The organism is Seonamhaeicola marinus, assembly GCF_008085455.1.
The window spans coordinates 1-250 of record NZ_VSDQ01000266.1 but is presented as its reverse complement, the minus strand read 5'-3'; the positions used below and the strand labels follow the sequence as shown (position 1 = coordinate 250).

At 32.4% G+C, this 250-nt stretch carries 1 protein-coding gene; it reads right to left on the bottom strand.

All coding sequences use genetic code 11. The annotated features are described in order from the left end of the window. Positions 1 to 7: 7 nt before the first annotated feature. Positions 8 to 250, bottom strand: a 243-nt coding sequence (locus FUA24_RS03880; RefSeq protein WP_187388152.1) for a MotA/TolQ/ExbB proton channel family protein, incomplete at its 5' end; no start/stop codon positions are given.

The following is a 250-nucleotide window of genomic DNA, read 5'->3' as shown; positions in this document are numbered from 1 at the left end:
ATTCATATTATGTTGGCTCGTTTAGGTGATCTAAAAACTCTAATGAATTAGCTTCCATTTGATAAACCACCTTATCGGTTTTAACCACCAAATGGTTATAAGCTATATAACCAACAATACCTACAATTAAACCAGCAACAGTGGTTGTCATGGCTGTATATAAGCCATCGGCTAATAACTTAATATCTATTTGACCTCCTGAATTTGCAATTTCAAAAATTGATAATATCATACCAATTACTGTACCAAG